Origin of the sequence: Aequitasia blattaphilus (assembly GCF_024721305.1) — a bacterium.
Classification (GTDB): domain Bacteria; phylum Bacillota; class Clostridia; order Lachnospirales; family Lachnospiraceae; genus Aequitasia; species Aequitasia blattaphila.
Genome location: NZ_JAMXOD010000011.1, coordinates 84,526 through 110,192 on the forward strand (window position 1 = coordinate 84,526; position 25,667 = coordinate 110,192).

General features: G+C 38.7%; 23 protein-coding genes and 1 other annotated feature. Of the genes, 17 read left to right on the forward strand and 6 right to left on the reverse strand.

The genetic code is table 11. The annotated features are described in order from the left end of the window. Positions 1-4 precede the first annotated feature (4 nt). The 4 genes from vanR to NHH15_RS09055 are packed head-to-tail and all read left to right on the forward strand — an operon-like array spanning position 5 to position 4,380. Positions 5-697, forward strand: coding sequence for a VanR-ABDEGLN family response regulator transcription factor (vanR, locus tag NHH15_RS09040; protein ID WP_262066338.1), 693 nt, complete (start codon positions 5-7; stop codon positions 695-697). After that, positions 687-1,823 (forward strand): sensor histidine kinase, encoded by a 1,137-nt coding sequence (locus tag NHH15_RS09045; protein ID WP_262066339.1) that lies wholly within the window; start codon positions 687-689, stop codon positions 1,821-1,823. Before vanR ends, NHH15_RS09045 begins: the two co-directional genes overlap by 11 nt. Next, on the forward strand, positions 1,820-2,878 hold the full coding sequence (locus tag NHH15_RS09050; RefSeq protein ID WP_262066340.1) for a metallophosphoesterase family protein: 1,059 nt from the start codon (positions 1,820-1,822) through the stop codon (positions 2,876-2,878). Before NHH15_RS09045 ends, NHH15_RS09050 begins: the two co-directional genes overlap by 4 nt. Further along, complete coding sequence (locus NHH15_RS09055) at positions 2,875-4,380, forward strand: ATP-binding protein (RefSeq protein ID WP_262066341.1); 1,506 nt, start codon at positions 2,875-2,877, stop codon at positions 4,378-4,380. The genes NHH15_RS09050 and NHH15_RS09055 overlap by 4 nt, the downstream gene beginning before the upstream one ends. Positions 4,381-4,424: 44 nt before the next feature. Here NHH15_RS09055 and NHH15_RS09060 read toward each other — a convergent pair whose 3' ends face one another. The 4 genes from NHH15_RS09060 to murC form a co-directional block, all read right to left on the reverse strand. Continuing rightward, positions 4,425-5,609, reverse strand: a complete 1,185-nt coding sequence (locus NHH15_RS09060; RefSeq protein WP_262066342.1) for a ribose-phosphate pyrophosphokinase — start codon at positions 5,607-5,609, stop codon at positions 4,425-4,427. Positions 5,610-5,621: 12 nt separating this feature from the next. Further along, positions 5,622-6,593, reverse strand: coding sequence for an ATP-binding protein (locus tag NHH15_RS09065; RefSeq protein ID WP_262066343.1), 972 nt, complete (start codon positions 6,591-6,593; stop codon positions 5,622-5,624). Positions 6,594-6,606: 13 nt separating this feature from the next. Continuing rightward, on the reverse strand, positions 6,607-7,584 hold the full coding sequence (locus tag NHH15_RS09070; protein WP_262066344.1) for a DnaD domain protein: 978 nt from the start codon (positions 7,582-7,584) through the stop codon (positions 6,607-6,609). Positions 7,585-7,724: 140 nt separating this feature from the next. After that, the gene (gene murC, locus NHH15_RS09075) at positions 7,725-9,104 is read right to left on the reverse strand and encodes a UDP-N-acetylmuramate--L-alanine ligase (protein ID WP_262066345.1); all 1,380 of its coding nucleotides are present in this window, start codon (positions 9,102-9,104) and stop codon (positions 7,725-7,727) included. Between the two features lie 194 nt (positions 9,105-9,298). On the opposite strand from murC, the gene NHH15_RS09080 reads away from it, so the two are divergent. The 3 genes from NHH15_RS09080 to spoVG are packed head-to-tail and all read left to right on the forward strand — an operon-like array spanning position 9,299 to position 12,006. After that, positions 9,299-10,573 carry a glucose-1-phosphate adenylyltransferase gene (locus tag NHH15_RS09080; protein ID WP_262066346.1) on the forward strand — a complete coding sequence of 425 codons (1,275 nt, stop codon included), beginning with the start codon at positions 9,299-9,301 and terminating at the stop codon, positions 10,571-10,573. Beyond that, positions 10,570-11,688 carry a glucose-1-phosphate adenylyltransferase subunit GlgD gene (gene glgD, locus NHH15_RS09085; RefSeq protein WP_262066347.1) on the forward strand — a complete coding sequence of 373 codons (1,119 nt, stop codon included), beginning with the start codon at positions 10,570-10,572 and terminating at the stop codon, positions 11,686-11,688. The genes NHH15_RS09080 and glgD overlap by 4 nt, the downstream gene beginning before the upstream one ends. Before the next feature lie 30 nt (positions 11,689-11,718). Further along, on the forward strand, positions 11,719-12,006 hold the full coding sequence (gene spoVG, locus NHH15_RS09090) for a septation regulator SpoVG (RefSeq protein ID WP_262066348.1): 288 nt from the start codon (positions 11,719-11,721) through the stop codon (positions 12,004-12,006). A 95-nt stretch (positions 12,007-12,101) separates the two neighbouring features. Here spoVG and NHH15_RS09095 read toward each other — a convergent pair whose 3' ends face one another. After that, a complete protein-coding gene (locus NHH15_RS09095) occupies positions 12,102-12,728 on the reverse strand; it encodes an RluA family pseudouridine synthase (RefSeq protein WP_262066349.1) in 627 nt (208 codons plus the stop codon). Positions 12,729-12,833: 105 nt separating this feature from the next. Continuing rightward, positions 12,834-13,042: a binding site (T-box leader), on the forward strand. Between the two features lie 89 nt (positions 13,043-13,131). Between NHH15_RS09095 and proS the strand changes: the two genes are divergently transcribed. The 10 genes from proS to NHH15_RS09145 all read left to right on the forward strand — a co-directional run bounded on the left by proS (position 13,132) and on the right by NHH15_RS09145 (position 24,839). Then, on the forward strand, positions 13,132-14,571 hold the full coding sequence (gene proS / locus NHH15_RS09100) for a proline--tRNA ligase (protein WP_262066350.1): 1,440 nt from the start codon (positions 13,132-13,134) through the stop codon (positions 14,569-14,571). Positions 14,572-14,667: 96 nt separating this feature from the next. Then, the gene (locus tag NHH15_RS09105; protein ID WP_262066351.1) at positions 14,668-16,032 is read left to right on the forward strand and encodes a CCA tRNA nucleotidyltransferase; all 1,365 of its coding nucleotides are present in this window, start codon (positions 14,668-14,670) and stop codon (positions 16,030-16,032) included. A gap of 18 nt (positions 16,033-16,050) precedes the next feature. Then, positions 16,051-17,784, forward strand: a complete 1,734-nt coding sequence (locus NHH15_RS09110) for a phospho-sugar mutase (protein ID WP_262066352.1) — start codon at positions 16,051-16,053, stop codon at positions 17,782-17,784. 167 nt (positions 17,785-17,951) lie between these two features. Next, positions 17,952-18,230, forward strand: coding sequence for an HU family DNA-binding protein (locus NHH15_RS09115; RefSeq protein WP_262066353.1), 279 nt, complete (start codon positions 17,952-17,954; stop codon positions 18,228-18,230). 72 nt (positions 18,231-18,302) lie between these two features. Then, the gene (locus NHH15_RS09120; protein ID WP_262066354.1) at positions 18,303-18,542 is read left to right on the forward strand and encodes an RNA-binding S4 domain-containing protein; all 240 of its coding nucleotides are present in this window, start codon (positions 18,303-18,305) and stop codon (positions 18,540-18,542) included. A gap of 220 nt (positions 18,543-18,762) precedes the next feature. Next, positions 18,763-19,086, forward strand: a complete 324-nt coding sequence (locus NHH15_RS09125; RefSeq protein ID WP_262066355.1) for an FtsB family cell division protein — start codon at positions 18,763-18,765, stop codon at positions 19,084-19,086. Next, positions 19,055-20,407, forward strand: coding sequence for a tRNA lysidine(34) synthetase TilS (gene tilS, locus NHH15_RS09130; protein ID WP_262066356.1), 1,353 nt, complete (start codon positions 19,055-19,057; stop codon positions 20,405-20,407). The genes NHH15_RS09125 and tilS overlap by 32 nt, the downstream gene beginning before the upstream one ends. Positions 20,408-20,418: 11 nt before the next feature. Next, positions 20,419-20,949 (forward strand): hypoxanthine phosphoribosyltransferase, encoded by a 531-nt coding sequence (hpt, locus tag NHH15_RS09135; protein WP_262066357.1) that lies wholly within the window; start codon positions 20,419-20,421, stop codon positions 20,947-20,949. Positions 20,950-20,967: 18 nt separating this feature from the next. Next, positions 20,968-22,782, forward strand: coding sequence for an ATP-dependent zinc metalloprotease FtsH (ftsH, locus tag NHH15_RS09140; RefSeq protein ID WP_262066358.1), 1,815 nt, complete (start codon positions 20,968-20,970; stop codon positions 22,780-22,782). A gap of 17 nt (positions 22,783-22,799) precedes the next feature. Then, positions 22,800-24,839 carry an alpha-glycosidase gene (locus NHH15_RS09145; protein WP_262066359.1) on the forward strand — a complete coding sequence of 680 codons (2,040 nt, stop codon included), beginning with the start codon at positions 22,800-22,802 and terminating at the stop codon, positions 24,837-24,839. 2 nt (positions 24,840-24,841) lie between these two features. On the opposite strand, the gene map is transcribed toward NHH15_RS09145, so the two are convergent. Then, the gene (map, locus tag NHH15_RS09150) at positions 24,842-25,657 is read right to left on the reverse strand and encodes a type I methionyl aminopeptidase (protein ID WP_330639183.1); all 816 of its coding nucleotides are present in this window, start codon (positions 25,655-25,657) and stop codon (positions 24,842-24,844) included. Positions 25,658-25,667: the final 10 nt, after the last annotated feature.

Genomic DNA, 25,667 nt, shown 5'->3' on the forward strand with positions numbered 1-25,667 from the left:
TAATATGTATACGATATTAGTAGTCGATGATGAGCAAGCAATTGCAGACGTGATAGAGTTATCTTTAAAGAATGATGAGTATGAGGTTTTGAAGTTTTACAATGGAACAGATGCTCTGGAATGTATCAAAAGCACAAAAATCGATTTGGCTATTTTAGATATTATGCTCCCGGATATAGATGGTTTCGAGATTTTACGACAGATTCGGAAGGAATACACCTTTCCAGTTATTATGTTAACGGCAAAAAATGCAGATGTAGATAAGATTCAAGGACTTACACTTGGGGCAGATGATTATATACCAAAGCCCTTTAATATGATGGAGTTAGTGGCAAGAATTAAGGCTCAGCTTCGAAGATACACCCAGTATAATGATTCCGTAAAAGAACAAGGTGACATCATTGATTTTGGAGGTTTGATTTTGAATCGAACCTCCCATGAGTGTACCTATTATGACATGCCTCTTACATTGACTCCGATTGAATTTGATATTCTATGGATTCTTTGTGAAAATCGAGGGAAAGTAATTAGTTCTCAGGATCTTTTTGAAAGCGTATGGAAGGAAAAATATTACAAATCAAGTAATAATACCGTGATGGTACATATTCGGCATCTACGGGAAAAAATGAGCAAACCAACAGGAAAATCTGATTTTATTAAAACAGTGTGGGGAGTAGGGTATAAAGTTGAAGAGTAAATATAGGAAGCTAAAATTCAGTATCCTTTTACAATCTCTTTTGGCGGCCTCCCTGACGATACTGGTAGCCAGTATTATTCTACAGTATATTATTGGAGGAACCTTCAAAGAGGTTGTATCAAGAGCGGTCATTCGCGTGATGGTGCTGTTAGGGATGCGCTATGACAATGCAACATTACTATACTGGAAGCTGATTGGAAGCAACAGAGAGCTATTTATGATTCTGGGGTTTCTGCTTTTATTCAGCTTTTTTTTCTATGCTTCTTTAACCAAAATGACAAAATATTTGGAGCAGGTGGGAGAGGGAATTGAAAATATTATTTCAGATTCTACAGAACCCATTCGTTTAATTACAGAATTAAAGCCGATTGAGCTACGTTTAAATGAGATTAAAGCGACGATTCGGAGGCAAGAAATTGAAGCAATGAATTCTGAAAAAAAGAGGAATGACCTTATCTTGTTTCTTGCCCATGATTTAAAGACACCTTTGACGTCAATACTGGCGTATCTATCCATGCTTGAGCAGCAGGAAAATTTGCCTGCAGAAGAACGAAAGAAATATCTGAAAATTGCATCGGAGAAAGCGATTCGATTAGAAGAGCTGGTAAACGAGTTTTTTGAGATTACCAAACTGAATATGGAAGAGATTGAGATTAATAAAACAGAGGTGAATGTTTCTCTTATGCTGGAACAGATTGCAGATGAGCTTTATGGGGTTTTACAGGAGAAACGGCTTACATGTGAAGTGGAGGTCGAAGACAATTTAATGATTGAAGGGGATCCGGATAAACTTGCAAGAGTTTTTGATAATATTTTAAGAAATGCAATGGCCTACTGCTATGAAGATACTAAGATTCAAATCGAGGGAAAGAAAAAGGACAAGACGGTAATGATCCGCTTTATTAACCAAGGGGATCGTATTCCAGGAGATATGCTTCAAACAATTTTTGAAAAATTTTACCGTGTAGACAATTCCAGATCAAGTGGTACCGGTGGGGCAGGTCTTGGCCTTGCCATTGCCCAGGAAATATTAGAATTGCATAAGGGGAAAATCATGGCAAAAAGTGATGATTTGCAGACCCAGTTTATTGTTTCGCTGCCATTGTTAGAAGGGGAAGAATCATGAAATTTATACATATAGCAGACTTACATTTAGGAGCAAGACCCGAAGCCGGGGAAGCCTATACCCAAAAGCGTCCGGAGGAATTATGGGAGAGCGTCCATAGAATTATTCAGAAATGTAATGAAGATGAAATTGATTTGCTTTTAGTTGCAGGAGATGTTTTTCATCACCAACCAATGCTCCGTGAGCTGAAGGAATTGGATTATTTATTCTCGAAATTAGTGAAAACCCATGTGGTTTTAATTGCGGGAAATCATGACTATATAAAAGGTGATTCTTTCTACAAGAAGTTTCAATGGCAAAGCCATGTACATTTCATTCTGAATGGAGAAATGAGCAAATTGAAGCTGAAGGACATTTCGACAAATGTCTTTGGACTTAGCTACCAAACCAGAAACATTGAGAAAGATATGCTGGCCTATCATGAGCCAAAAAAGGATGGCAATAATATTCTTTTGCTCCATGGTGGTGAAGAAAAATATTTGCCTGTAAATAAGCAAAAACTAGCCTCTTTAAACTATGACTACATTGCTCTTGGACATATCCACAAGCCTATGATTTTGGCAGAGAATAAAATGGCTTATGCAGGTGCTCTGGAACCAATTGACCGAAATGATATAGGGGAACACGGATATATCTTTGGCGAAATTAAAAATCAAAAAACAAAAATTCGTTTCTGTTCGTTTGCTAAGAGAAGTTACGTGCCTCTAAAGCTTGAGGTAGATGTTAGTGATACAGCAGCACAAGTGAAGGATAAGCTGTCTGAAAGAATACAAGAAGGTGGGATCGATAATATATATAAAGTTACTTTAGTAGGATTCCGTGAAGCAGACATGTATTATGATATCGCTGCATTTGATCAGTTTAAGAATATTGTTCAGATTACAGATGAGACAAAGCCATACTATGATTTCAAGAAAATCATGGAAAAAAACAAAGATAATATAATTGGTTTATTCATTAAAGAGCTGATCGATTGTGAAGAAGGAAGTATGGAATACGAGGCTCTTTATCAAGGGGTAGACGCCTTAATGACAACAAGAAGGAATGAAGCATGATATTTAAGGAGTTCGTTTTAAAAAACTTTGGAAAATTTTCAAATAAAAGAATCCAGTTAAAAGAGGGTATTAATTTAATATATGGTGAAAATGAGTCTGGGAAATCAACAGTTCACGGATTTATTAAGGGAATGCTTTTTGGCATGGACAGAGGCCGGGGACGAGCGGCTTATAAAGACGATTTTAGTCGATTTGAGCCTTGGGAAAACAGCGGATATTATGAAGGAAATCTGGAGTTTCAAGTAGAAAATCGAAGTTTTCTGTTAAGCAGAGCGTTCGATAAGGAGCATAAAGGTGCGAAGCTGGTTTCTTTGGATGATCATGAGGTATTAAGTGTTGAGGATGGAGATCTGGAAATTCTGTTAGAAGAACTGACAGAAGATGTTTATGAAAATACAATCTCTATCAAACAGCTGGGGATTGAGACCAATCAAAATCTTGCCAATCGCTTCAGTAATTACGCTACCAGCTATTATATGACTGGAGAAGGGGATATTGATTTAACAAAGGCTCTGAGCTTCTTGAAGGAAAGAAGAAGAGAAGAGGGGAAGAAAATTGATTCCAATATTGAAGAAAAAGCGAGAAAGCGTGAGCAAATCGAAAGTGAGATGTCCTATATATGGAGAGAGAGGCAAGCCCTAAAAGAAGAGAGAGAGGTCTTAGAACTTGAGATAAAGAAGATTGAAAAGAAGCAGGAAGAAGTTCCCTACGTTGTAAAAAAATCAAAGTGGAGAATTCATCCCGTTGAAGGAATAATGTTTTTGATCTTTGTTTTGGGTGCTTTGATTTTGCCGCCTAGACCTTGGAATTATCCATTGGCCATTGTAATAGCTCTTATTTGCATTATTTATTCGTGGAATCGATTAAAGACAGAGAAGAGACAGGAGAATATTAAGGAAGATTTAGAAGATAAAGAGAAAAACCTACAGAAAATGAGATGGGAACACCAACATCTTGAGGAAGATTTGCAGGACAAGCAAGTGCAATATATGAACCTGCAAGAGAGATTAGAGAATTTTAATGAACTTTCAGAAAGTCACATTCAGCAAAAAGAGAAAATTAAGGGAATAGAAATAGCTGAAAACACCTTGATTAATCTGTCTCGGAGAATGCGCCAATCATTAGAAAAGGAGCTGAACCAAAAGACAGGTGAGATATTGAGTGTGATAACGGAGGGGAAATATTCAAAAGTTTTCCTAGACGAGAGCCTGAATTTATCAATCCTGACGGAAGACAAAATTGTTCCGTTAAACCAATTAAGCAGAGGTTGTATTGAGCAGATATATTTTTCTCTTCGCATGGCCGCCACAATGATTATGCAAAGGGAGGAATATCCCTTTATCTTGGATGATACCTTTGCCTATTTTGATGAAAGGCGACTGGAAAAAGTATTAGAATGGCTGGCAAAAAACAAACGGCAGGTGATTCTGTTTACTTGTCAAAAAAGAGAAGAGGAAATTTTGAAAAAAAATGGGATTTCCTATCACAAGGTGGAATTATAGTGAAAAAGGGGAGGATTGCTCAAATGAGCAACCTCCTCTTTGTTTTAAATGTCTTCGCCCCGTTTATAGCGGGCAACTACATTTTGGATTCTTTCAATTGGATTTAAAATACTGCTTAAAGAACCATCGTGATTTAAGGTATCTACAAGTAGTGCTACGTATTTACTCATATCGCAGTTGATATAGTAAGGGCGTTCCAGTAATTCTGGAGTCTGATAAATTAAGTTTGTTGTTAAAATGCCGTTGATAATGCCATCTTCATAAGCCTTGTCAAATTTTTCCAGCCCATTGGTAAAGAGCCCAAAAGTAGCGGCGGCAAATATTCGCTTTGCTTTTCTTTGCTTGAGCTGGCTGGCAACATCGATGATACTGTCGCCGGAAGAAATCATATCATCTAAAATAATAACATCCTTTCCTTCCACAGATGAGCCAAGGAATTCGTGAGCCACAATCGGATTACGTCCATCTACAATCTTTGTATAGTCTCTTCGTTTGTAGAACATTCCCATATCAAGATTCAGGACATTGGCCAGATATACTGCACGTTCCGTTGCTCCTTCATCAGGGCTGATGGCCATCATATGCTCTGCGTCTATTTGCAAATCTTTTACGTGTCTTAAAAGACCTTTTATAAATTGGTAAGTAGGGCGTACCGTTTCAAATCCGCTTAAAGGAATTGCATTGGAAACACGGGGATCATGAGCATCAAAGGTGATAATGTTTTCAACACCCATATGTACCAATTCTTGTAACGCCAATGCACAGTCTAAGGATTCTCTGGAACTTCTTCTATGCTGTCTGCTTTCGTATAAAAATGGCATAATTACATTGATTCTACGACCTTTACCGCCGATAGCAGCAATGATGCGCTTTAGATTCTGATAATGGTCATCAGGGGACATGTGATTGACCTCTCCGGTGAGAGAGTAGGTAAGGCTGTAATTGCATACATCTACCATCAAATACAAGTCCATGCCTCTAACAGATTCGTTTATAATACCTTTTGCTTCTCCCGAACCAAAGCGGGGTACTTTTGCATCAATGAGATAGGAATCTCTTTCATAACCGTTAAAGATAATATCATCTTTGTGCTTATGTCCTTCCTCTTTTCTCCATTTTACCAGATAATTATTTACCTTTTCACTCATTTCTCTACAGTCTTCAAGGGCAATAAGTCCCAAAGATCCTACAGGAATGTTATCAAGGTTTCGCTCACTACGACGCAGCATTTTCATTTCCTCCTACTTTAACAATTTCTTTTTTATCCGAATATCCTCACCAGTCAGCCGGAGCAATGTGTAATTACTGCTCACCCGGGAAAAGACGCGTTCAGAATAGTTGTGTTTTATTTCTTCCAAGGATAAATTGGTTGAAATTATGGTCGGCTTTTTATTTAGCAGACGCTCATTTATACAGACAAAGAGCTGTGAATTTGTAAAAGAGTTGGAAAGCTCGGTTCCTAAATCATCAATGATTAGTAAGTCACAATCATAAATATGATGTTCATCCTCTTTTTTTTCAAACATTTTCTTTGCTAATATATCAAACAAATCACTAGCCGTCACATAGACGACAGAAAAAGAACGATCGATCAGTTCTTTTGCAATACAGTGGGTTAGAAAAGTTTTTCCTGTTCCTGTGTCCCCGAAAATAAAAAGATTCCGGAAGTCCTGTGGAAAATGGGTCACAAAATCTTGGCAGTTATCTACAGCGATTTTAAAAGATTCTTTGGGGCTGCGGTTTGTAACCTTATCTACTTCTGAGTCGGAATGCAAATCCCAGCGTAAAGAATCGAAGTTTTCTTGTTCTAAAACATCCCGAAGATTTGAATTCGCATAAAGAAGTTCAATCTCAGCCTGCTTGAAGCAATGACACTTTTTGTTATGAATGTATCCACGATCTTGACAATCTTTGCAAGTATATTGAAGTGACAAGTAATCATCTGGATAGCCGGCGTTGGATAAAATCTCTTTTTTCTTCATAGAAATAAGATGAAGATTCTTATGTAGCGTGTTAAGAGCATCCTCATCTCCATCTAAATATGCCTTTGCCTTTTGTAAACTTAGAGAGGATATTTGGTTCTCCAAGTCCTTAATCTGGGGTAGTTCTCTATAGATTTCTTCATACCGCTTTTGCAAACGGTACTGATTGTCCAGCTGCTTTTTTTCATATGTACGCATGATTTCATTGTACAACGAATTGGAAAGTGGCATAGGTATCTCCTTACTATTGAATTAATTTTCTCTCAAGCTCTTCCATATCGTAGGAACGCTCTTTGAAATTATTAAATGCATTTTTAGATGCATTTTTGGGTTCAGGCTTTACCTTTTTTGCATTTTGGTAAAGAGCATCTGCTTTTTCCACAGCCTCAAGAGTATGGTATTTTTTCTCATGCCAGCCTTTCAGTATTTTTTCTGCATAGTCAAAACTGGGTTTGTGAATCGCATTAATTGTGCGATCACATGCAGCTAAAATCATCTCCATAGAAAAACCGTATTCTTCACACCAACGCTTGATGTAGGTGGCTTCAGCAGAAGCAGGCGCCCGGTCAGTAATACCAAATGCCTTTAGGATAGAATAACATTTCTTATTATGAGGAATGACCTTTTCTTTCGCATCTTCAACAGTCTTGATTCCTTGTTCGGACCAGTTAATTGCCACCTTTTTTACGTAATAGATGCTTTTGTTCCCGTTTTCAACGCAAAAGACAATCAGATAATCAATTAAATCGGTTGGGAAGCTTAACTCTTCATAGATGAAGGCAATGACCTCTGCCTCAGCATGAGATAAAGTTTTCCCGAAATAACTTTCCGCTAAAAACAAAGACGATTTCAGACCGTTTTTTTCTTTGCGGTTGCGGTACTGTTCAATTTGAGGAACATCTTTTGCGATTGGAGGAACTGCCTTTATCTCCGGTTCCGGAAGAGGATCCTCATCAATTTCCTCGGATTCAGATTCGAAGTCAAGCAATCCTTGTTTTTCCCAATATTTTAAAGCACGCTTCACATCTTTCTCGGTTATTTCTAATATATCTGCTATTTTTGAAATCGATAATGCCTTGGAAGGATTGGAAAAATGACGCAATAAAAGTAAGTATACTTTTACAAATTCCCCATTTGCCTTAGGCATGTAATGATCGATAAAATCATTATTTAAAACAACGGAATATCCTTGGATATTTCCTTTCAAATTAATACGCTTCATTCTTGGTGTAACCTCCCTCATACCTGCTTGAGTATTTAATCGTAAAGGTATTATAGCATCCAAGAACTGCGTAAACAAAGAAGTTTTTTTACCAAAAAAGAAGTTTTTTGTGGATAAAAAACTGTGGATACTGTGGATAACTAATGATTCAAAATGGATTCCCCAATGGTTACAACATTTCCGGCACCCATAGTTATCAACATATCACCTTTTTTACAATTCTCAATGCAAAAATTCTCTATTTCCTCAAAAGTTTCAAAGTAGTATGCATTTTTCCCTTTTTTCTTTATTTGTTCAGCCAAATCCTCTGAAGAGACCCCTAAGGTATCCGTTTCTCTTGCAGCATATATTTTTGTCAGAATAATATGATCGGAAAGTGAAAGTGTATCTGCAAATTCCTGAAACAAGGCTTTCGTTCTGGAATATGTATGGGGTTGAAAAATACACCATATTTCCCGATGAGGATATGCGTTTGCTGCTTTTAGTGTGGCTTTGATTTCAGTTGGATGATGGGCATAATCATCAATAATCGTGACGCCATTCCTCTCCCCTTTTTTTTCAAAACGCCGATTGGTTCCAGTAAATGAGGTGAGTCCCTTTTGAATTTCATTCCAGGGGGTATCTATAAGTCTGGCGGTAGCAATAGAGGCTAAAGCGTTTCCGACATTATGTTCCCCATGAACAGATAATGTAATATGCTTCGGAGCCTCATCCTTATAATAGGCATCAAAGGAAGGACAGCCCATTGAATCAAAAACAATATTTTTTGCGTAACAATCATAACCTTCGCCGATACCATAGGTCAGAAGAGGCGCTGATACGTTTCCAGTGAACAGACTAAGACCTTCGATATCTCCGTTTATGACCAGGGTTCCATCTTCGGGAAGGAGTTTTGAAAACGCAAGGAAAGATTGATAAATATCATCTAAATCTTTGAAAAAGTCCAAATGATCCTCGTCTATATTAAGAATAATGCTGATTTTTGGAAAAAAGTGCAGGAAGCTGTTTGTATATTCACAGGCTTCTGTTAAAAACAAATTATTTCCGCCTACCTTAATATTACCATTTATTGAAGGAAGAATCCCGCCTACAGAAATAGTAGGATCTTTTTCACCCTCCAGCAAAATATGGGAAAGCATGGAAGTCGTCGTTGTCTTCCCGTGGGTACCGGCTACTGCAATAGGAACGTCATAATTTTCCATGAGTTGACCTAAAAGTTCGGCACGTGACAGCATAGGCAAGCCTTTATTTTTCGCAGCAGCGTATTCTTCATTATCCTCATGTACAGCGGCAGTATAGACTACAAGATCAATGCCTTCCCGTATATTAGAAGCTTTTTGACCAATATCAATCTGTACGTTTTTTCTTCTGAGTTCATCTAAAAGAGAAGAGTCCTGATTATCGGATCCGCTTATTGTGAAATTTTCTTTTAGTAAGATTTCAGCAAGACCGCTCATACTGATTCCGCCAATTCCGATAAAATGAACGTGAATCGGCTCTTTAAAATTTATTTTATACATAGTAATCCTTCCTAAAACTGATTTTAATATCGTAATTATTATATACTTATAATGGCAAAAAAGCCAATATCTAATTTTTTAGGCACATCTTACAAAAAAAGAAATAAATCTGGGTTTGTTGATGTAAATTATTCACTTAAAAAATAAACTATGATATACTGTAATGGAATCATACCGAAAAGAGGTGACGTACTATGGCAAAAAAAGAAATGATAGCGATGCTGCTTGCCGGAGGGCAGGGGAGTCGACTCGGTGTTCTGACATCAACAGTGGCGAAACCAGCAGTAGCGTTTGGAGGGAAGTATCGAATTATTGATTTTCCACTGAGCAATTGCATCAATTCTGGCATTGATACGGTAGGCGTTTTAACTCAGTATCAGCCCTTAAGATTGAACGCTCATATCGGAATCGGAATCCCTTGGGATTTGGATCGTAACGTAGGAGGAGTGGCAATCTTACCCCCTTATGAAAAGGGAAAAAACAGTGAATGGTATACCGGAACAGCAAATGCTGTATACCAAAATTTGAATTTTATTGAAACGTACAATCCGGACTATGTTTTAATTTTATCAGGTGATCACATTTATAAGATGGATTATGAAGTAATGCTTGATAATCACAAGGAAAAAGGTGCAGATGTAACGATTGCAACGATGCCTGTTCCTTTAGAAGAAGCTTCACGCTTCGGTGTTGTAGTAACCGGAGAAGAAGGAAAGATTGAGTATTTTCAAGAAAAACCAAAGGAACCAAAGAGTAACTTAGCATCAATGGGAATTTATATTTTTAACTGGGAAACATTAAAAGAAGCACTCATGGTGAATAAAGAGGAAGCAGGATGCGACTTTGGAAAACATGTAATTCCTTACTGTCATGACCAGGGAAAAAGCCTATATGCTTATGAGTTTAATGGGTACTGGAAAGATGTTGGAACTCTCCAATCCTATTGGGAAGCCAATATGGAGCTGATTGATATCGTTCCAGAGTTTAACTTATATGAAGAGTTTTGGAAGATTTATACAAATAGTGAGATTATTCCACCACAGTATATTTCCGAAGAGGCAGTTACCGTAAAGAGCATTATATGTAATGGGTGCGAAATTTATGGAGAGGTCTACAATTGTGTTATTGGTTCCGGAGTTACGATAGAGGCAGGAAGTATTGTAAGGGACTCTATTATTATGAAGGGTGCAAAGATAGGAAGCGGCTGTGTGATTGATAAGGCTATTATTGCAGAAGAGGCAAAGATAAGTAATAACGTTACCATTGGCATTGGTGCCGACATACCAAATCGTGAGAAACCTCATATTTATGGAGATGGTTTGGTGGCAATAGCCGAAAAATCAGTTATCCCAGAAGGTGTTCAAATCGGGAAAAACACAGCAATAAGCGGCTATACGAAAGCGGAGGATTATCCGGAAGGAGCTATTGGAAGTGGAGAGACATTGATAAAGGCAGGTGAGCAGTTATGAGAGCATTAGGAATCATCTTAGCTGGTGGAAATCCGGTTAAAATAAGAGACTTGACTAAAAAGCGTGCAGCAGCTGCTCTTCCCATCGCAGGAAGCTATCGTGCGATTGACTTTGCTCTAAGTAATATGTCAAATTCATCGATTCAAAAAGTGGCTGTCCTGACTCAATACAATTCCAGATCCTTAAATGAGCATTTGAACTCGTCAAAATGGTGGGATTTTGGTAGAAAACACGGTGGGTTATTTCTTTTTACGCCAACGATTACTGCAGATAATGGCTATTGGTATAGAGGAACAGCAGATGCAATTTATCAAAATTTAGATTTTTTGAAAAAGAGCCATGAACCCTATGTTGTGATCTCATCAGGGGATGGAATATATAAAACTGATTATTCTAAGATTTTAGAATATCATATTGCGAAAAAGGCAGACATTACTGTTGTTTGTAAAGAAATACCTGAACAGGAAGACGCGACAAGATTTGGTGTCGTAAAAATGGACAGCACGATGCGAATTACTGACTTTGAAGAAAAGCCAATGGTGGCAATGTCAAACATTGTGTCAACAGGCATTTATATAATACGTAGAAGACAGTTAATTGATTTAATCGAGCACAGTGCAGAAGAAGGAAGATATGATTTTGTAACCGATATCCTGGTTCGATACAAGAACCTGAAAAAGATATACGGATATAAAATAAAAGACTACTGGAACAGCATTACTACAGTGGATGCCTATTACAAGACGAATATGGATTTTCTAAAAAAGGATGTGAGAAATTACTTCTTTAAAGAACAGCCTGACATTCGTTCAAAGGTATCAGACCTGCCACCAGCAAAATACAATCCAAAGGCGAATGTAAAGAACAGTTTGATTGCCAGCGGGTGTATTATCAATGGTACGGTAGAGAATTCGATTCTTTTCAAGAAAGTATTTGTTGGCAATAATTGCGTCATAAAGAATTCTATTATATTGAATGACGTATATCTGGGGGACAACATCTATATTGAAAACTGTATAATTGAAAGTAGAGGTACTATCCGTGCAAACACGCGTTTTGTAGGAGAAGATGGTGTGAAGATAGTCAACGAAAAAAACGAGAGGTATGCACTGTAAGGTGTAGGCTTGAAGAAAGGAGCGTAAGCTATGCAAATCACAGATGTGCGAATTCGCAGAATCACAAAGGAGGGCAAGCTGAAAGCAGTTGTCTCAATTACCATGGATGAGGAGTTTGTTGTTCATGATATTAAAGTAATAGAAGGAGAAAAAGGGCTTTTTATAGCTATGCCAAGCAAAAAAACATCTGATGGAGAATATCGAGATGTGGCACATCCAATTAATTCTGGAACAAGAGAGCGTATCCAACAAATTATCTTAGATAAGTTTGCTGAGATGCCAGATGAACCGAACGAAGTTGGAGAAGGAATAATATAGAGCATATGCTTAAGCAAACAAGGCATGCACGGGGATAAAAGGACCTCAAATGAATCGATTGCGATTTGTTTGAGGTTCTTTTTTGCAAAGAGGAATTATGAAATCGAAAAAGAGAGCCGCTTTCCAGTAGCAGGATGAGGGAAAGAAAGCTTGTATGCAACCAGTTGGATATTTTTCCCAGCATCAGTGGACTGGCCATATTTGCGGTCACCAACGATTGGATGTCCAATGTGGGAAAGCTGGACACGAATCTGATGGTGTCGTCCCGTTTCAAGAGAGACTTCCAGCAGGGAAGTGTTGCCCTCGTTGTTAAAGTCCAGCAATTTATAGGAGAGAGAAGCACGCTTTTGTCCAGGAGTTCCCGGTGAAACAACGGAGGAAGTATTGCTTTTTTTGTCTTGTAAAAGATAATCTGTTAATGTATCTGTATCCTTGGCTGGCTTTCCATGAACGGTTGCCAGATACAATTTCTGGAAGGAGTTTGCTGTTAAAGATTTCGATAAATTTTTAGATGCCAAAGGAGTCTTACCAAAAACCATAATGCCTTTTACAGGTTGATCCAATCGATGAATCAATCCCAGGTAAGGAGAGTTTAAATAGTTCTTTAAAAGACTTACCATGTCCTTGGTCATAATGCTCTTGCTTTGGGTAGGAACTCCGTGAGGTTTTACACATACAATAATATCTTTATCTTCATATAAAATTTCTAGGTCTGGGTACATTTTTATAACTCCTGTTCTCTTTTTCTTCTGTTTATTTAGTGTATAGTGTATTTCACATCTTGACAAGACATTTTAAATTCGATAATATAAGGAAAGATTTTCTATATTTTGACGAAGAAGAGGCCCAGTAGATGTAAGCTGTCCAAAGAGAGAGGATTAAGTGGTGAAAGATCCTTGATATGAACTGCGTTGAACCCACCTTGGAGTCACTGTATCAAAGTACAGCGTATTGCCAGCGTTAATGGCCAATGAAGAGAGCTGCGAGAGGGTCGCAGTTAACTAGGGTGGTACCGCCGAGCATTTCGGTCCCTTTTTGGGATTTTTTGCTGGGTGTTTTTTTATTTATTCAGACAGATATCCCAGGTGAAGTAAGAATGAGTTTTAAGAAAAAAGGAGACAAAAAATGGCAAAAGAAAAATTTGTAAAAAGCATCACAGCCCGTGACGAGGATTTTGCACAATGGTATACGGATGTGGTAAGAGAAGCGGAACTATGTGATTATTCAAGTGTAAAGGGATGTCTGAATTATCTTCCAAATGGATATGCGATTTGGGAACTGATTATGAACGACTTAGATAAAAGATTTAAAGACACCGGTGTGGAAAATGTATCCCTTCCTCTTTTGATTCCAGAATCACTTCTGGAAAAAGAAGCAGACCATATTGAAGGATTTGCGCCGGAAGTTGCATGGGTTACTCACGGTGGTATGGAAAGACTACAGGAAAGATTCTGTATTCGTCCTACTTCTGAGACTCTATTCTGTGATTTGTGGGCAAAAACAGTCCAATCATACAGAGACCTGCCGAAGGTATGGAATCAGTGGAACTCGGTGCTTCGTTGGGAAAAAACTACAAGACCTTTCCTGCGTTCCAGAGAATTTTTATGGCAAGAAGGCCATACGATTCATGCAACTTATGAAGAAGCTGAGGAAAGAACCATACAGATGCTTCATGTATATGAAGACTGTTATAAAGAAACACTTGCAATTCCTTTTGTATCAGGAAGAAAGGCAGAAAACGAAAAGTTTGCCGGAGCACAGGATACTTACACAATAGAAGCTTTAATGCATGATGGAAAAGCATTGCAATCTGCAACCAGCCACTTCTTTGGAAGTGCTTTCCCGGATGCGTTTAACATTAAGTATATCGATAAAGACAATCAGCTTAAGAGTGTATACGAAACATCATGGGGATGGTCCACAAGAAGTATTGGTGCTCTTATCATGGTACACGGTGATGACAGTGGATTAGTACTTCCTCCTCACGTTGCACCAGTAGAATGTAGAGTGATTCCGATTGCACAGCACAAAGAAGGAGTATTGGATCGAGCAGGTGAGCTTTTTGATGAATTGAAAAAAGCAGGATACCGTGTGAAGATTGATGATTCAGACAAGAGCCCTGGATGGAAGTTTGCAGAGCAAGAGATGCTGGGAATTCCGACACGTATTGAAATTGGACCAAAGGATATTGAAAATAATCAAGTTGTTGTGGTAAGAAGAGATACAAGAGAAAAGATTATTGTATCCTTAGATGAAATTGCAACAAAGCTAAGGGATATTCTTGAAACGATACAAGAAGATATGTACAATCGTGCAAAAGACTTCTTGAATGAGCATATTTATTCTGCTACAACCATTGAAGAAATGACAGAGAAATTCAAATCAAGCAAAGGCTTTATTAAGGCTTGCTGGTGTGGAGATCCAGAGTGTGAAGGTGAAGTGAAGTATGTAACCGGTGGTGCATCTACCAGATGCTTGATTGAAGATGAAGAAATGAATTCTGACAAGTGTATCTGGTGTGGAAAGCCTGCTAAACACATGGCATACTGGGGAAAATCATACTAATTTAGATTATGTGAAAATAGCGTTTCGTAATAGTGAATAACTTGCGGAACGCTATTTTTATGGAAATTAAATCCAATACTGTGTATAATGTGAGGTATGAAAAAGTTTGAGATAAAAATACCAAGACAAGTAAAAAAAGTGATTCGACAGCTTCAGGAGAATGGATATGAAGCCTACTGTGTCGGAGGCTGTGTAAGAGATGCCATATTGGAACGGGAGCCGGCAGACTGGGATGTAACAACCAACGCTACACCCCAAGAGATTAAAAAGCTGTTTCAGAAAACGGTTGATACTGGGATTAAGCATGGAACGGTGACAGTATTGGTGGATAAAGGCGCTTATGAAGTCACAACTTATCGGGTAGATGGTGAGTATGAAGATGCAAGACATCCCAAAGAGGTGACTTTCACAAAAAACCTTAGGGAAGATTTGCTGCGGAGAGACTTTACAATTAATGCCATGGCATATAATGAAGAGGAAGGTCTGGTGGATTTATTTGGAGGCATTTCAGACTTGAAGGGAAAGGTAATTCGATGTGTAGGCAATGCTGCAGATCGTTTAGAAGAAGATGCGCTTCGGATATTACGTGGGATTCGCTTTGGGGCACAGCTGGGTTTCGAAATCGAGAAGAATACGAAAGAGGCGATGAAAGATATGGCGCCAAATCTCCGATTTATCAGTGGAGAGCGTATACAGGTGGAACTTATTAAGCTGGTGGTATCAGCTCATCCCGAACTCTTATTAGAGGCTTATAATCTTGGAATTACAAAGGTCATTCTGCCAGAGTTTGACCGTATGATGCAAACGACACAGGAAACACCCCATCATATGTATGATGTGGGAATCCATACGATAAAGGCAATGGAGTATGTGAAAGCAGATAAGGTTCTCCGGCTTACCATGCTTTTTCATGATATGGGAAAACCAGAGTATAAAACAATCGATCAAGATGGAAGGGCTCATTTTAAAAAGCATGGAATTCGAAGCGAAGAGATTACGAAGAAAGTAATGAGAAGGATGAAGTTTGACAATGATACGATTTACAAAGTAAGTAAATTAGTATATTATCATGACTATCGGATGCCGGCTAAGGCTCCGAATGTTCGAAAGGCAATAAACAAAATAGGAAAAGAACTGTTTCCTTATTACCTTGAAGTTCGAAAAGCAGATGTTTTAGCTCAGAGTGACTATTTAAGACAAGAAAAACTGATGAATATCTCGCAAATAGAAGAAGTTTATGGAGAGATTTTGAAAAAGCAAGAGTGCACCTCTCTAAGAGAGCTGAACTTGAATGGAAAGGATTTAATTGCACTGGGCGTAAATCAGGGCAAGATGATAGGTGCTGTCCTAGAGGAATTGCTTGGAATTGTTATCGAGGAACCCAAAAAGAATGATAAAGATATACTCAAAGAAGAAGCAAAGCGTATTCTAAGAGAGTCTTTTCAGATAGAAATCAAATAAAGTCAGGAGGAGAATTAAATGGATTATAAAAAGCAATATGAGGAGTGGATTTCCAATCCCTTTTTTGACGAAGACACAAAGAATGAACTTCTTGCAATTAAAGACAATGAAGAAGAGATAAAGGACAGATTTTATAAAAATCTGGAATTTGGTACAGCGGGACTTCGAGGTGTAATAGGAGCTGGAACCAATAGACTCAATCTATATACAATCAGAAAAGCAACACAGGGTCTTGCGAATTATATTAACAAGCAAGGCAAGGGAAGCAAGGGAGTGGTCATTGCTTATGATTCGAGACATATGTCTCCGGAATTTGCAAAAGAGGCGGCACTCTCTCTTGGGAAAAACAATATTAAGGCCTATATATTTGAATCTTTAAGACCGACACCAGAACTCTCTTTTGCAGTAAGAAAACTGGGATGTATTGCTGGAATTAATATTACTGCAAGCCATAACCCACCAGAATATAACGGATATAAGGTGTATTGGGAAGATGGAGCCCAGATTACGCCGCCTCATGATCAAGGAATCACGGATGAGGTGAATGGAATCACGGATTACAGTACATTATCCATCATCTCAGAGGAAGAGGCCAGAAGCAAGAATTGCTACGAAGTAATTGGACAAGAGCTGGATGATGCTTATATTGCAGAGCTTAAGAAGCAAGTGTTGCATCCGGAAGCAATTGAACAATATGGTGATCAGCTGAAAATCGTATACAGCCCTCTTCATGGAACTGGAAATGTACCGGCGAGAAGGATTTTAAAGGAGTTAGGATTTAAAAATGTATATGTGGTAAAAGAACAAGAAGAGCCAGATGGTGATTTCCCTACAGTTTCTTATCCGAATCCAGAATCAAAAGAAGCTTTTGAACTTGGATTAGCACTGGCAAAAGAAGTGGATGCAGACTTGGTTTTGGCAACGGATCCGGATGCAGATAGATTAGGAGTCTATGTGAAGGATGAAAAGAGTGGTACGTATCAGGTGTTGACCGGTAATGTATCAGGTTGTCTGCTGGCAGACTATGAAATTGGACAGCGCAAAGAATTAAAGGGGCTTCCAGAGGATGGCTTTTTGATTAAGACCATCGTAACTTCCAATTTGGCAGATGCAATTGGAAAATCCTATGGTGTGGATGTTGTGGAAGTGCTGACTGGATTCAAATACATTGGACAAAAAATTCTGGAGTCTGAAACGACAGGAAAAGGAGCGTATCTCTTTGGATTTGAAGAAAGTTATGGTTGTCTCATTGGAACTTACGCAAGAGATAAAGATGCTATTGTTGCTACGATGGCTCTTTGTGAAGCGGCAGCTTACTATAAAACACAAAACAAAACTCTTTGGGATGTAGTTTTGGAAATGTATGACAAATACGGTTATTATAAAGACGAAACGACAGCTGTTACGCTAAAGGGAATAGAAGGACTTCAAAAAATTCAGGACATTCTAACAAGCTTAAGAAGCAATCCCCCCAAGAAGTTTGGGGATGTAGAGGTGCTCAGAGTCCGGGATTATCAAGTTGGTACCATCACAGATTGTAGAACAAATAAGGAAGAAAAGACCACCCTTCCAACTTCGAATGTATTGTATTATGAATTGGAAAATGATGCATGGGTTTGTGTGAGACCATCTGGGACGGAGCCGAAGATAAAGTTCTATTTTGGAATCAAAGGAACATCCATGGAAAATGCGAAAGAATGCTCGGAAAAAATGGAAAAAAATATACAAGACTTGTTGAATGACTTATTATAGAAGATAAGGATATTAAAAAAGTGTAAAACCCTTGAAAATAGGGGATTTTCCCTTGACAAACAGTACGAAAACAGGTATAACTTTAACTAAGGGCTGAGCCAAGTGCAAGTTGGGAGGCCCAGAGAAAATAGAATACTATTCTATACATAGACAAGGAGGATTTATCCATGAACAAGACAGAATTAGTTGCAGCTATTGCAAAAAGCGCAGATTTACCAAAGAAAGACTCTGAGAAAGCATTAAAGGCATTTGTTGATGTGGTAACAAGCGAACTAAAAAAGGGTAATAAAATTCAATTGGTTGGCTTTGGTACTTTCGAAGTTAGCGAAAGAGCAGCAAGAGAAGGTAGAAACCCTCAAACAGGAAAAACTATGAAGATTGCTGCAAGCAAGGCTCCAAAGTTTAAAGCTGGAAAAGCATTAAAGGATGCTGTAAATACAAAATAGTTATTACGGTATGGGGAAGATGGGATAGAGAGCGTATGCTCTCTATTTTTCCATTCTATGAAGGAAGGTAGTATGAGACTCGATAAATTTTTAAAAGTTTCTAGATTAATTAAAAGAAGAACCGTGGCAAACGAAGCATGTGATGCAGGGCGGATTTTAGTGAATGGTAAGGTGGCGAAGGCTTCTCTCAAGGTGAAGGAAGGCGACCAGATCGAAATTCAATTTGGAAGTAACACAGTACGGGTTGAAGTGTTAGATATAAAAGACACAACGAAAAAGGACGAAGCAAAAGAGTTGTTTCGTTATTTATAAAGAAGAAAATGTACGTATTGTGCAAAATCACCATACAATAATTTGAGGTGCTCGACAGATAAAACACAAGGGGTTGTGGGAAAATAGTGGCAGGTAAATTTTTTTGATGAGACAAATTCTAAATGGAAATAAAAAATATACATTATGCCCAATTGATTATTGTGCAAAAAACATATATTATTAAGTAGTGTAAATATAATCTGATGGGGTGAGTGATTGTATGGGAAGTATAAAGAAAAAGCAGGAGAAGAGACGCATTCGAAATAGACGACGGGTTAATCGGGGAAGCATGGTTCTGGTAAGTGGAGTCTTGTTGCTTCTGACAGTGGTTATGTCTGTAAGTGGATATAACATGAAAGTGAAAGCCGATGCAAATACAGCGACAAAAGTCGAGCTGGAGGCGCAGATAGAAGAAGAAAAGAAGCGTTCTGCAGAAATCGAAGAGCTGGGTGAGTACGTGGGAACAGATGCCTATGTTGAGGATGTTGCCAGGGAGAAGCTTGGTCTTATTTATGAGAATGAAATTATTTTCAAAACAAAATGATATTGTAAAAGAATATATTAAGAAGAATAAGTTACTGATAAAAAATGACAGAGTAGTGATTGGTCTCTCAGGGGGGCCGGACTCCATCTGTCTTTTTTCTGTACTCTTAGAACTTCGAAAGGAATTAAATCTGACTTTGGTAGCGGTTCATATTAACCATGGAATTAGAGAAGAAGCAGGGGAAGATGAAAAATTTGTCAAAATACTCTGTGAAGAAAACCAAGTCCTATTTAAAGTTTTTCATGAGGATGTAAAAAAATATCAAAGGAAAGAAAAGCTATCTGAAGAAGAAGCAGGACGGATTTTGAGAAAGAAAAATTTTCAAAAGATATGTGAGGAAGAGGGGTGCAATAAGATTGCGCTCGGTCATCATAAGAATGATAATGCAGAAACTTTGCTCTTTAATTTAGCCCGTGGGACAGGTCTAAAGGGAATGGGCGGGATGAAGCCAATGGAAGGAAAATATATCCGGCCCTTGCTTTGTCTTGAAAAAAAAGAGATTTTAGACTATTTAGATAAGAAGAACTTGTTTTACTGTGAGGATCGAACGAATCATACGGATGATTACACACGAAATAAAATCCGCAACCATATCATGAACTATATGGAAGAGGAAATAAACGTTAAGGCAGTCGCACATATTGCAGGAACAATGGAAAAGATTCAAAAAACCAACGACTTTCTGGAAGAGCTGACGAATCAGTATATGGAAAAGGTCGAAAAGAATGACAGGGGATTGTTTGTGACAGAAGATTTTTTCAATCATCTGCCAGAGGTGATGAAAGAGCATGTTTTATACGAGAGCCTGGTTCAAGTGTGTGGCGAAAAGAAAGATATTACCTCTTTTCATGTATATCAGCTGGAGGAGCTTTTTGCCAAGAAAGTTGGGCGAAAAATCGATCTTCCATATGGAGTAGAGGCGCAACGAGAATACAAAGGGATTCTAGTTGGAAAACCACAAAAGGTAAAGGCGGCAGAAGAGCCGGTCCCCAATATCAGTATGCGCACCTTCAGCAGAGAGGATGCAGGGACAGAGTTTCCTGGAAGTCACTACACGAAATGGTTTGATTATGATATAATCAAGAACAAGATTGAAATCAGGCATCGAAAACAAGGTGATAAAATTGCTCTGTACAAAGACAAGAGCAGTAAAAAACTGAAAGACTATTTTATAAACGAAAAAATTCCTCGTGAAGAGCGGGATAAACTTTGGCTGATTTGCGATGGGGAAGAAGTAATGTGGATTCTTGGGAATCGACAAAGTAAGGCTTATCAGATTAATGAAAATACAAAGAAAGTGCTGGAAATTACAGTAAAGTAGAGGAGTAAAAAGTGAAAGAGAAAATTGATGTATTAATCTCAGAAAAAGAGGTGGATCAAAGAATACGTGCATTGGGAGCGAAGATTAGTGAAGATTATGCTGGAAAAGAAGTGCATCTTATTTGTGTATTAAAAGGTGGTGTGTTCTTTATGTGCGAGCTGGCAAAGAGAATTAGTGTGCCTGTGTCTATGGATTTTATGAGCGTCAGCAGCTATGGCGACGGAACAACCTCAAGTGGTGTGGTTAAAATAGCAAAAGATTTAGATGAGTCACTTGAGGGAAAAGACGTGTTGATTGTTGAGGACATTATAGATTCAGGAAGAACATTGTCTTATCTGATGGAAATATTGGAAGCCAGAAACCCAAAGTCCATGAAGTTATGTACGCTTTTGGATAAGCCAGACAGACGTGTTGTAAAAGGGGTAGAAGTAGATTATTTGGGGTTTGAAATCCCAGATGAATTTGTAGTGGGTTATGGGTTGGATTATGCGCAGAAATATAGAAATCTGCCATATATCGGCGTGATAAGTGTCGAAGAATAGATAGAGGGAGAGAAAAAATTGGAAAATCGAAAAGGCAGAGGATTTAATGGTTTGACTCTTTTGCTGGCTCTCATACTGATATTTGTTATTTTTACTGTAACAAATCAGGTGGGGGAAAAACAAAGTCAAATCTCAACGGATGAATTTGAAAAAATAGTAGCAGAAAAGAGCTACAGTGAAATTGTTATTGTACAGAATAGAGATATACCTACTGGAAAAGTCTTGGTTCAATTAGGTGAAGGGGAGCAAAAGCACTTGGTTGTATCAGACGTTAATGCTATTCAAGAGTATTTGACGACGAAAAATGTTAAGTATACAATGAATGATGTACCCCAGGAACCTTGGTTTCTGACTACTTTACTGCCCATTCTTTTAGTTGGCGGCGGGGCACTTTTTATCTTTATGATGATGAACCGGCAAGGGCAAGGAGCAAATGCGAAAGCAATGAGCTTTGGTAAGAGCCGTGCAAAAATGACAACAGATAAAGATAAAACCATTACCTTTGAGAATGTAGCAGGTTTGGATGAGGAAAAAGAAGAATTAGAAGAAATTGTTGAATTTTTAAAAACACCGAAGAAGTTTATGGAAGTGGGAGCGAGAATACCGAAAGGAGTTCTTTTGGTAGGGTCTCCTGGTACAGGAAAAACGTTGTTGGCAAGAGCGGTAGCAGGTGAGGCAGGAGTTCCTTTCTTTACCATATCGGGTTCCGATTTTGTGGAAATGTTTGTGGGAGTAGGTGCTTCAAGAGTTCGTGACTTGTTTGAGCAAGCCAAGGAAAATTCTCCCTGCATCATTTTTATTGATGAAATCGATGCGGTGGCAAGACGGCGTGGAACTGGTATGGGTGGCGGACATGATGAAAGAGAGCAAACATTGAACCAGCTGCTGGTTGAGATGGATGGATTCGGAGTGAATGAAGGAATTATTGTCATGGCAGCAACCAACCGTGTGGATATTTTGGATCCTGCAATTTTGCGACCAGGCCGATTTGATCGTAAGGTTGTTGTAGGCCGACCGGATGTAAAGGGAAGAGAAGCAATTTTGAAGGTGCATTCCAAGGGCAAGCCTTTAGGAGATGATATTGACCTTAAGGTGATTGCTCAGACTACAGCAGGGTTTACCGGAGCAGATCTGGAAAACTTATTAAATGAAGCGGCAATATATGCGGCGAAAAGTGAGCGTACCTATTTGATGCAAGAGGATGTTAACAGAGCCTTTATTAAAGTGGGTATTGGAGCGGAGAAAAAGAGCCGTATCATCTCAGAAAAAGAAAGAAAAATTACGGCATATCATGAAATGGGACATGCAATACTATTTCAGGTACTTCCTGATGTTGGACCAGTTCATAGTGTTTCGATTATTCCCACAGGCCAGGCAGGAGGTTATACGATGCCTTTGCCGGAAAAAGATGAGATGTTTAACACAAGAGGTAAAATGATTCAAGATATTACAGTTGCTCTTGGAGGTCGTGTGGCAGAGGAAGAAGTGTTCGACGACATCACAACAGGAGCCTCTCAGGATATTAAGCAGGCGACTGCAATTGCCAAAGCCATGGTGACAGAGTTTGGAATGTCAGAGGCGGTAGGACTGATTAATTATGGAGAGAATGGTGATGAGGTCTTTATTGGAAAAGATTTAATGCATTCTTCAAGAGGATATGGAGAAAATGTGGCATCAACCATTGATAAAGAAATTAAGCGTATTATTGATGAGTGTTATACAGAAGCGAAAAAGATTATTCGAGAAAATAGTAAAATTCTTCATTCAGGAGCAGAATTGCTTTTGGAGAAAGAAAAAATTACTGGGGAAGAATTTGCAGCATTGTTTCACTAAATAAATGGGGTATTATTATGAATAAAGAAGCTTTATTCTGTGATGGAACATCACAATATGTTCTGCCTGCGGAACCGGAGAAAAACCAAGAAGTAACCTTTTGTTTTCGTAGTGCTACAGGTGATGAAATCCAGGTGTATCTCGTTACAAATGCAGTAAGTTATCCTATGAAAAAAGATAGAAGTGATGAGGTTTTTGATTATTACGTAACAACACACAACGTAGGAGAAGAAATTTTCAGATACCATTTTTTCGTTGAAGATGAAGAGGAAATGGTGTTTTATGACCAGTGCGGTGTATCATCAAAGTTAATCCCGGAATATGCCTTTGAGATTTATCCGGGATTTTCCACACCGGAATGGGCGAAGGGTGCTGTGATGTATCAGATATTTGTAGATCGCTTTTATAATGGCGATCCTACAAATGACGTACAATCCTATGAATATTTTTATCTTGGAGACTATAGCAAGCAGATTACCGATTGGAATAAGTTGCCGGAAGCAACGATGGGCATTCGGGAATTTTATGGGGGAGATATACAGGGGATAATTGAAAAATTGGATTATTTGGAAGATTTAGGTGTAGAGGTACTCTACCTAAATCCTATTTTTGTGTCTCCGTCAAACCATAAGTATGATATTCAAGACTATGAAGGTGTGGATCCCCACTATGGAAAAATTGTTGTGGATGATTACACGCTATTAGGCGACGGAGATACCAATAATCAAGATGCGAAAAAATATATTGTTCGAACGACAAATCAAGAAAATATAGATGCCAGTAATCAACTTTTGGCAACTTTGGTAGAGGAGCTGCATAAACGAGGGATGCGTCTTATTTTAGACGGTGTGTTTAATCATTGTGGTTCCTTTAATAAATGGTTGGATCGTGAGCGGATTTATGAAATGAATGGGAATTATCCCCCGGGAGCTTATATGGATTACGAGAGCCCATACCATGACTTCTTCTATTTTCATGAGGGCGAACCTAATAAATGGCCTAAAAATGGAAGCTATGATGGGTGGTGGGGACATGACACTTTGCCCAAATTAAATTTTGATGAGTCCCCTGGATTGGAAGAAAAGATTTTATCAATTGGGAAAAAATGGATTGATCCACCTTTTTATGTAGATGGTTGGAGATTGGACGTAGCAGCTGATTTAGGCGGAAGTAAAGAAACGAATCATGATTTTTGGAAAAAGTTCCGCAAAGTAGTAAAAGAGAGTAATCCAGAGGCGATTATTCTTGCGGAACACTATGGAGACCCAAAAGAGTGGCTCCAGGGTGATGAGTGGGATACAATTATGAATTATGATGCGTTTATGGAGCCGGTATCCTGGTACCTTACGGGAATGGAGAAACACAGTGAGGAAAGCCGTCCGGAACTTTTGGGCAACTCCCAGCATTTTATAAATTCGATTAAATATCATATGACACGGGTACCAACACCGGCGTTGTATACCGCGATGAATGAACTGTCGAACCATGATCATTCCCGATTCCTAACGAGAACGAACCATGTAACAGGACGTGCAGAGAAACAAAAGCCTTTTAAGGCTCAAAAATACGTTAATTATGGCGTAATGCGCCAGGGGGTTGTTCTCCAAATGACGTGGATAGGAGCGCCTACGATTTATTATGGTGATGAGGCAGGGGTATTTGGGTTTACGGATCCGGATAACCGACGGACTTATCCGTGGGGAAATGAAAATGAAGGGTTGATTTCTTTTCATAAGGAGATGATTCGAATTCACAAAGAAGAGACTGCTCTTAGAACGGGAAGTTTGCTGCCGCTATATTGCGAAGGGCAGATGATTTCTTTCGGACGTTTTGATAAGAAAAGTCAGATTGTTGTTGTGATTAATGCAGGAGAAAAGGCCTCATCCTATACAATTCCGGTATGGAAATGCCATGTACCTCTCAATGGGAGAATGAAAAGAATTCTCTACAGCTATGAGGAGGGATACGTTGTGGATGAGGATGAGTATTTAGTCGAAAATGGAGAAGTATCCCTTAATATGGGAGCGTACTCCGCCATTTTGCTAAAGCCAGTGTGAGTTTAACAAGTTAAAATTTGAAGATCAGTCTCTGTTACTAAAACCATATATTCTATTTGAGCAGACAGCAGGTTATCCGTTGTATAAACGGTCCAGTCATTTTCGGCATCAATGTAAAAGTCTGCACTGCCTTCGTTAATCATAGGTTCAATTGTAAAAATCATACCAGGAACTAAAACCATCTCACTGCCTTTTGGAGTAACGTAACTGACAAAAGGCTCTTCGTGAAACTCAAGACCGATACCGTGTCCCCCTATCTCAGCGACAACGCTATATCCGTTTTGGGTGGCGTGGGTTTGGATTGCATCCGCGATATCCCCTAAATGCCCCCAAGGCTTAGCTGCCTTTAGACCTCGTTCAACACACTCTTTGGTGGTATGAACTAGTTTTTTTGCGTTTTCTGAGACTTGACCGATGAGAAACATGCGGGAAGCATCAGAGAAGTAGCCGTTTAAGATAGTGGAAACATCCACATTAATGATATCGCCATCTTTTAAGAGTTCATCTTCCTGTGGAATGCCATGGCATATTACTTGATTAATAGAGGTGCAAACACTTTTTGGAAATCCATTATAATTCAGAGGAGCTGGTATACCACCATTTTGAGTTGTATAATCATACACAAGGGTGTCGATTTCCTGCGTACTCATACCTGCTTTGATGTGAGCGGAAACGTGGTCAAGAACGGCGGTGTTTAAACGAGCGCTCTTTTTAATCATTTCAATTTCTTTGTCGCTTTTTAAAAGTGACATGCTTGGGACAATTTCCCCCTCTAAAGCAAGGGCATCTAAGCGGTTCATAAGTTCTTTTTTATTCATGTAATCAACC